Genomic DNA, 7,486 nt, shown 5'->3' with positions numbered 1-7,486 from the left:
GACTGCTCCCCGCACCACCGGCGCCGTGGCCGCCGGACTCGCCACGATCGCCTCCGACGGCACCGTCCTCGACACATGGTTCCCCGCGCCCGAGCTGACGGACGAGCCCGGTCCGGCCGGTACCGAGCGGCTCTCCGCCGAGCGGGCCGCGGAGCTGCTCGGCGGCGGCGCGACCGCGGCGACCGGTCCCGACACCCGCCGGGGCGTCGAGGTGGTCGCGGTGCGCACGGTCATCGCCTCGCTCGACGAGAAGCCGATCGACGCGCACGACGTCTACCTGCGCCTGCACCTGCTCTCGCACCGCCTGGTCAAGCCGCACGGCCTGAGCCTGGACGGCATGTTCGGCTTCCTCGCCAACGTCGCCTGGACCTCACTCGGCCCGGTCGCCGTCGACGACATCGAGAAGGTCCGTCTCAACGCCCGCGCGGAGGGCCTGCACCTCCAGGTGACGTCGATCGACAAGTTCCCGCGCATGACGGACTACGTAGCCCCCAAGGGCGTCCGCATCGCCGACGCCGACCGGGTCCGCCTCGGCGCGCACCTCGCCGAGGGCACCACCGTGATGCACGAGGGCTTCGTCAACTTCAACGCGGGCACCCTCGGCACCTCCATGGTCGAGGGCCGCATCTCGGCCGGCGTGGTCGTCGGCGACGGCTCCGACATCGGCGGCGGCGCCTCCACGATGGGAACGCTCTCCGGCGGCGGCAATGTGATCATCTCCATCGGCGAGCGCTGCCTGGTCGGCGCCGAGGCGGGCGTGGGGATCGCGCTGGGCGACGAGTGCGTCGTCGAGGCCGGCCTCTACGTCACCGCGGGCACCCGCGTGACCATGCCGGACGGAGAGATCGTCAAGGCCCGCGACCTCTCCGGCGCCTCCAACATCCTCTTCCGCCGCAACTCGGTCACCGGCGCCGTCGAGGCCCGCCCCAACAACGCGGTCTGGGGCGGCCTGAACGAGATCCTGCACAGCCACAACTGACCGCCGCCCGGGCGGGTGCGTTCACCGGGTCAGGGAGGACGCGAAGTCCGCGAGGGCGGTGAAGTCGGGGGGCGTCAGGCCGGTGGCCGGGTCGACCTGCCGGAGCAGTGCGGGGGCGGGGTGCGTGTCGCGCACGTACGCCGTGTCCGCGCCGCTCTGCTCGTCGTCCACCCAGGCGAACGGGCGCCCGGCGGCGTGGGCCACGATCGCCTCGGTCTTCCAGTGCACCCCGTCGGGCCGCAGCGCGAACAGGCCGGCGCCGAAGTCGACGTACGGCAGCTCGGGCAGGCCGACGACCGGGGCGATCCAGCGGTTGGCGGCGTCCATCCACGTGGTGGCCCAGCACAGCTCGTAGCCGAGGCCGAGCAGTGCCGGGCCGTGCGCGGGGTTGAGGCGGACGAGGAGTGCCCGGCCGGGGTGCAGGGCCACCGTGATGGTCGTGTACCCCTCGGGCCGCTCCGGCTCCGCCGCCCAGGGGTTGAGGGGACCGTCGACGTCGAGAAACAGCAGCGGCCGGCTCACCCGGCCACCGTACGACAAGGCGCCCGCCGCCCCGCCGGTGCCGTCGCGTCCGGTGTGTCGGTCGTCAGGCGTTCGTGGACCGCCAGCAGATGGGCGACCGTCTCCGGGGCGGCCGGGAGCAGGGGCGGGCGGACCGGGCCCGCGGGCCGGCCGAGGGCGGTGAGCAGGCCCTTGACGGTGACCGTGCCGGGCAGGCCGGAGGACATCACCGACTCGACCAGTTCGGTGGCCCGTTGCTGCAGCCGGGCCGCGCCCGCCGTGTCGCCCGCGTCGAACGCGTCCAGTACGGCGCGCATGTGGCGTGGGGCCACATTGGCCACCGTGCTGACGTATCCCGTGCCGCCCACCGCGTACAGGGCCAGGTTGTGCTCGTCGCAGCCGGCGTAGAAGGCCAACTCGGTGCGCGCGAGCAGCTTCTGGGCGGCGAGGAAGTCGTAGGAGCAGTCCTTGACCGCGACGATCCGCGGGTGTTCGGCGAGCCGGAGCATCGTGTCCGGCTCGATGCGGGTGCCGGTGCGCCCGGGGATGTCGTAGAGCACGACCGGCAGCCCGCAGGAGTCCGCCACCGTGCGGAAGTGCGCCGCTACGGCCTCCTTCGGGGGCCTGCTGTAGTACGGCGTCACCACCAGCACCGCGTCCGCGCCCGCCTTCCCGGCCGCGAGCGCCAGCTCGACGGTGTGCCGGGTGTCGGCGCTGCCCACCCCGGCGACGACCGGGACGTCCTCCCCGGCCGCCTCGCGCACGGCCCGCACGAGCGCGGTCTTCTCGGCGTCCGTCGTGGTCGGCGACTCGCCCGTCGTGCCGTTCAGCACCAGACCGTCGCAGCCCTCGGCCAGCAGCCGGGCCGCCAGGCGCTGGGCGCCGTCCAGGTCCAGTTCGCCGGAGGCCGTGAACGGCGTGATCATCGCGCACAGGGCCCGGCCGAGGGAGGGGGAGGCGGAGGGGAGGGAGGCGGCTGTCTTCGTCATGGGGGTAGTCTCGGCGGGTCTTTTGCGTAGCGCTACTTAAATCTCCTACCGCGTATTGGTAAGCAATGCTGGATCGGGCGTGCCCTGTCCAAAGCAGGCCGCCATGGGTCACCATGGCAGGAGGTCACCGACGGGCAGGTCATGGGAGGCATCATGAAGCTCGGTAAGGCACTGGCCACCGGATTCGCCGAGGAGCGGCCCACGGCCGCCGAGGAGGAGCCCGCACGTCCCGCGTCGCCGGCGCGCACCGCGCAGCCCGCGGAGCCCGGCACGGGTGAGGAGCCCACACGGCGCAGCGCCGCCGCGTCCGAAGAGGTGCCGGCCGCCCGATGAGGCTCCGGCTGCCCGCGGAACGCCCGACGAGGCCGCCGACCGGATACAAGATCGCCCACCCGGTGCTGTCCCACGACGGCACCCGGGCCGGTTTCACCGGAGTGTCGCTCGGCGGTGCGCTGCCGTACGGCGTCCTCGCCGACGCGGCCTGCGTCTACGGCCGCCGGCACCGCCCGCCCGCCCGGCTGTGCGACTGCGGCTTCCACTGTGTGCACGAACGCGCCGCCGCCGAGGCGATGCTGTGCACCGCCGAGCACCGCACCGCCGTGCTGCTGGAGGTCTCCGTCCTCGGCGCCTACATCCGCTTCGAGCGCGGCTTCCGCTACGCCCGCCAGCGGGTGCGCACGGCCACCGTCGGCCCCTGCGCCTGCGGCGCGCCCGCCGCGGCGCTCGCCGACGCGGGCTGGGGCAGGCCGGGCCGCCTCGCCCTCGCGCCCTCGTGCGCGGGCTGTGCGCGCGGCCGTACGTCGCTGACCCTCGCCGCCTTCGCGCGGCTGGCCGGGGACGGGCTGCGGGTGGCGGCCGTCGGGCGGGCGCCGTGGCCGGCGGCCGGCCCCGGCGTGCCCGGCGGACCCGGAGACGAGGGCGGCGCCGGCACCGAGGGACTCGGGGTGCCGGAACTGGCCGCCGAGGCGGCCCTGTTGCAGGCCCGGCTCGACTGGTTCCAGACACAGCTCGCGCGGCTCGGCGAGGGTGGGCCCGCTGGTCCTGGCCAGGGGTAGCGGCCGCCGGCGCGGGTACCCGGGTGTTCCGGACCGAGAGGAGGCGGGACATCGTGACCGGGACCATCGATGCCAGGCCCGTGCGCGACGAACTCCACCCGGTGGGCGACCACCCGGTGGGTGTCCGCTCAGCGGGCGAACGTTCGGTGGGCGAACTCGTCCACCAGGCGACCGAACAGCTCTCCGAGCTCGTACGGCAGGAGATGACCCTCGCCCGGGTCGAGCTGGCCCAGAAGGGCCGGCGGATGGGGCGGGGCGGCGGAATGCTCGGCGCCGCGGGAGCCATCGGCTACGTGGGGCTGATCGCGCTCGCCGCCACGGTCATCGCGGCGATCTCGCTGGCGCTGCCCGTGTGGGCCGCCGCGCTCATCGTGACCGGCGGGCTGTTCGCGATCGCCGGCCTGCTGGCCCTGGCCGGCCGCGCCCAGCTGCGCCGTGCCACACCGCCCAAGCCCGAGGAGACGCTCGGCAGCGTCAGGGCGGACGTCGAGGAGATCAGGGAAAGGGCGCACCACCGATGACCGACAGGACACAGGGGGCGGACGGCGGGTCCGCGCGGGCCACCGGCGCCAAGGGCCCCGACGAACTCAGGCAGCAGATAGAGCAGACCAGGAGCCGGCTCGGCGACACCGTCGAGGAACTGGCTGCGAAGGCCGACGTGAAGGGCCGCGCCAAGGCCCGCGCGGCCGACCTCAGGGACAAGGCCGGCGCGATGACGGTCCAGCTGCGCAGCACCGCCGCGCACGCCGGGCACCGCGCCCAGGAGAAGGCCACCCGCGCCGGGCACGTGGCGCAGGAGCGCGTGACCCACGCGGGGCACCGGGCGCAGGAGAAGGCGTCCCATGTGGGGCACGGCGTCCAGGACCGGGTGGCGCAGGCGGGACACACCGTCGAGACTTCCGTGCCGCACAGCGTGAACGACGCGGTGGAGGCCTGCCGCCGCAACCCGCGGTCGGTGATGATCGCGGGCGCGGCGGGCGCCCTGCTGGTGACGGCGGGAGTGCTCCTGTTCCGCCACAACCGGCACAGCCGGTACTGCTGACGCCGCTGTACCGCTGCTCACGCGAGCAGTCACGCGAGCAGCCGCGGGAGCAGCCGCGGGAGCCGCCCCCACCGCCTGGGTGGGGGCGGCTCCCGTGTCGTTCCGGCGGCCGGGCCCGGGGCGTTCCCGCCGCTACGGGTGGAAGCGCAGGACTTGCGGGTCGTGGTCGCTGATCTGGTCGTGGAACTCCGAGTTGATGTGGACGCTGTCGTACTCGAAGTCGCAGCCGCGCCGGATCGACGGGCTGATCAGGATCTGGTCCAGGACCTGCTGGTTGCCCTGGTAGTCGTAGGTGTAGCGCTCGCTCCTGGGCAGGGACTTGATCGCCGACCAGAGCTCGCCGTCGCCCTCGAGGATCTTCGCGGTGCCGGAGAACTCGAAGTCGTTCATGTCGCCGAGGGCGATGACGTCCGCGTTCTTCTGGACCTTGAGGATGTCCTTGACGAAGGAGTTGACCTCGGCCGCCTGGAGGTGGCGCTGCACCTCCGAGCCGCGCGTCGGCGGCTGGTACTGCGAGGTCAGCCCCTGGTCGCCGCCCTTGGAGGCGAAGTGGTTGGCGACCACGAAGACCGTGCGCCCGCGGAAGACGAACTCGCCGGCCAGCGGCTTGCGGCTTGACTTCCAGGCGTCGCTCGCCGGGTCGATCCGGCCGGGGGAGAAGGTGAGGGCCGCCTTGCCGTGCTCCCTGGTGACGCCGACCGCGGTGGTCGAGTCGCCGCCGGGGCGGTCGGTGAAGGAGACCCGCGCGGGGTTGAACAGGAACCCCTGGCGGATGTTGCCGCCGGGCTCGCCGCCGTCCTGGTCGTTGACCGGGTCGATCGAGCGCCACTCGTACTTCGGGCCGCCGGCCGCGACGATCGCGTCGATGAGCTTGTTCACCGTCACGCTCGCGTCGACCGTGCCGTCGTCGGTGGCGCCGTTGTCGTCCTGGATCTCCTCCAGGGACACGATGTCGGGCGACTGGAGGTTGTTCACGATCGCCGAGGCGTGCGCCTCGAAGGTCGAGTCGGAGGGGTCGAGGTTCTCGACGTTGTACGTGGCCACCGCGAGCTCCCCGCGCGACTGCTTGCGGGTGGTCTCCCGCCGCAGGCCCGCGCTCCGGAGCGTGCCCATGTGGTCCGCGACCAGGGTGTAGCCGCCGTACTGGTTGTAGTCCAGCGGGCCGGTGGTGGTGCCGGCGAGTGTGTCGCCGACGTTCGCCACCGGGAAGTCGGCGGTGGAGCCGAGCGACTGGATCTGGATGCGGCCGGTGTTCTGGGAGTCGTAGGAGCCGTAGACCGTGCCGCCGCGGCGACTGGCGTGCTCGTGCGGCTTCACCGTCACCCACAGCTCACTGTAGGGGTCGGTGGCGGTGACCACGCGGGCGTCGGCGACCTGGACGTTCATGCCCTCCAGGGACTCGTAGTGGTCCAGGGCGTACTTCGACGGCTGGAGGGTCAGGCCGTTGACCGAGCCGTTCGCGGCGGTGTCCCCGGCCGGGGCGTACGCGGCCGGGACCGAGCTCGCGTCGACGACGACCGGCGCCGGGACCGCGTTGCCGCTGGAGACCACGGTGACCGCCGGCTTGGTGATCTCGGTGACCGACTGGTTGCCGGAGGAGGCGCCGCCGGGGACGTACTCCGAGACGGTGCCGGTGACCGTGACCGAGTCGCCGACGGCGGCCTTCGGGGCGGAGCTGGTGAAGACGAAGACGCCCTCACTGGTGGCCGGGTCGGCGTCCGGGTCCGGGTCCTGCATCCAGAAGCCCTTGGACGAGCCGTAGGCGCGCACGCCGGTGACGATTCCGGCCACGTCCGCGACCTTCTGGCCGGCGTACGGGGATATCCGGGTCGTGCCCTGGATGTCGTGGATGCGCACGGAGTCCGCGTGCGCGGGCGTGGGGAGGACGATCGTCTGGACGACCGCCGCCGCGGAACAGACGGCGGCGACGGTCAGCGCGGCGAGACGCGCGGAAGACTTGCTCGGCAACGGGATCCCTCCGGGGACGTACGTGAGCGCCGGGACGAGGGTGGAACGGATGGAGACATGACAACGCGCGTAGAGCACCCGGAAAACAGTGAACAGCTGTCCCCCGAACTTCTACGCGCGTCAATCTCCTGCGGGGCCGGGCCAGTTGTCAAGGTTTCGGCCATGTACGGAGGCCGGCGGGGAGATGAACCGGGCGGCATGGGTGGAAATCCGTCTAGGCTGAGCGGTTGAGCCGTCAGGCCCGTCCAGCCCCGGGCCGGGCGAACCCGGCGAACCACAGGCCCTAGGAGAACCAGCCGATGTCAGACAGGTCCCCGCTGCCGCCGGTGCGGCTCGTTTCCGAACCGGAACTGGCCCGGGACGCCCTCGCCACCCCGCTGCTCTCGCGCGCCGCGCGGCTCGCCCGCTGGGCCGGGCCGGACACACGGGTCGACGCCGGGGGCGTGCTGGTGGAGGAGCAACTGCCCGCCGCCGCCGAGGTGCTCGGGCTGACCGGGGACGACGCGGCCGCCTGCGCGAGCGAGGCGTGGCGCGCGGCCCTGGACGCCGGGCTCGTCGAGATCGCCGACGAGGACGCCGGGACCGTGGCCGCCGGGCCGGAACTGGCCGTGCTCACCGGTGGTTCGCCGCACGACGTGCTGTCCGTGTGGCTGACCGTGCTGGAGTCGGTGCTGGCCGACGCGAGCGTGCCGGACCTCGACGGTCTCGTCGACGCGATGGAGGAGGGCGGCCCGGTCGACTTCTCGGCGCTGGACTGGGACCCGGGCGCCGAGGCGGAGTTCCTCGACGGCGTGCTGGCCAGCCTCTATCTGCTGACGGCGGGAGGGGAAGGGCCGGGTGCCGTCGCAGGTGCCGGGGCCGTGCCGCTGCCCGCGCTCGCCGCCTCGGTGATCGTGCCCAGCGACATGGGGGAGCCCACCAACGACATACTGGAGCAGGTCTCCGACGCGAT

The 7,486-nt window shown here is 73.4% G+C and carries 8 protein-coding genes and 1 pseudogene; 6 read left to right on the top strand and 3 right to left on the bottom strand.

All coding sequences use genetic code 11. The annotated features are described in order from the left end of the window. A partial coding sequence (gene dapD / locus IE249_RS26570) for a 2,3,4,5-tetrahydropyridine-2,6-dicarboxylate N-succinyltransferase (protein WP_229859325.1) occupies positions 1–979 on the top strand: 979 nt, incomplete at its 5' end. Positions 980–1,000: 21 nt separating this feature from the next. On the opposite strand, the gene IE249_RS26565 is transcribed toward dapD, so the two are convergent. Together IE249_RS26565 and dapA are read right to left on the bottom strand one after the other, a co-directional pair. After that, positions 1,001–1,501 carry an HAD domain-containing protein gene (locus tag IE249_RS26565; RefSeq protein ID WP_189708656.1) on the bottom strand — a complete coding sequence of 167 codons (501 nt, stop codon included), beginning with the start codon at positions 1,499–1,501 and terminating at the stop codon, positions 1,001–1,003. Beyond that, positions 1,498–2,469 carry a 4-hydroxy-tetrahydrodipicolinate synthase gene (gene dapA, locus IE249_RS26560; protein ID WP_189708653.1) on the bottom strand — a complete coding sequence of 324 codons (972 nt, stop codon included), beginning with the start codon at positions 2,467–2,469 and terminating at the stop codon, positions 1,498–1,500. Before dapA ends, IE249_RS26565 begins: the two co-directional genes overlap by 4 nt. A gap of 153 nt (positions 2,470–2,622) precedes the next feature. Between dapA and IE249_RS26555 the strand changes: the two genes are divergently transcribed. Genes IE249_RS26555 through IE249_RS26540 form a run of 4 tightly spaced genes read left to right on the top strand, consistent with a single transcriptional unit; the run spans position 2,623 to position 4,566 of the window. Further along, positions 2,623–2,802 carry a hypothetical protein gene (locus IE249_RS26555; protein ID WP_189708651.1) on the top strand — a complete coding sequence of 60 codons (180 nt, stop codon included), beginning with the start codon at positions 2,623–2,625 and terminating at the stop codon, positions 2,800–2,802. After that, positions 2,799–3,524 (top strand): hypothetical protein, encoded by a 726-nt coding sequence (locus tag IE249_RS26550; protein WP_189708649.1) that lies wholly within the window; start codon positions 2,799–2,801, stop codon positions 3,522–3,524. Before IE249_RS26555 ends, IE249_RS26550 begins: the two co-directional genes overlap by 4 nt. 53 nt (positions 3,525–3,577) lie before the next feature. Next, positions 3,578–4,045: a phage holin family protein gene (locus tag IE249_RS26545; protein ID WP_189708647.1), complete on the top strand. Its 468-nt coding sequence runs from the start codon at positions 3,578–3,580 to the stop codon at positions 4,043–4,045. Then, a complete protein-coding gene (locus IE249_RS26540; RefSeq protein ID WP_189708645.1) occupies positions 4,042–4,566 on the top strand; it encodes a DUF3618 domain-containing protein in 525 nt (174 codons plus the stop codon). The genes IE249_RS26545 and IE249_RS26540 overlap by 4 nt, the downstream gene beginning before the upstream one ends. Before the next feature lie 132 nt (positions 4,567–4,698). Here the strand turns inward: IE249_RS26540 and IE249_RS26535 are convergent, their stop codons facing one another. After that, positions 4,699–6,534, bottom strand: a complete 1,836-nt coding sequence (locus IE249_RS26535; protein ID WP_189708643.1) for a DUF8508 domain-containing protein — start codon at positions 6,532–6,534, stop codon at positions 4,699–4,701. A gap of 299 nt (positions 6,535–6,833) precedes the next feature. Here IE249_RS26535 and IE249_RS38560 point away from each other — a divergent pair. Beyond that, a pseudogene (locus IE249_RS38560) lies at positions 6,834–7,486 on the top strand (hypothetical protein); the annotation flags it as partial.

The organism is Streptomyces anandii JCM 4720 (assembly GCF_014650655.1).
GTDB classification, from domain to species: domain Bacteria; phylum Actinomycetota; class Actinomycetes; order Streptomycetales; family Streptomycetaceae; genus Streptomyces; species Streptomyces anandii.
Note: the sequence above shows the minus strand (reverse complement) of the source record. Positions and strands in the feature narration are given on the sequence as shown.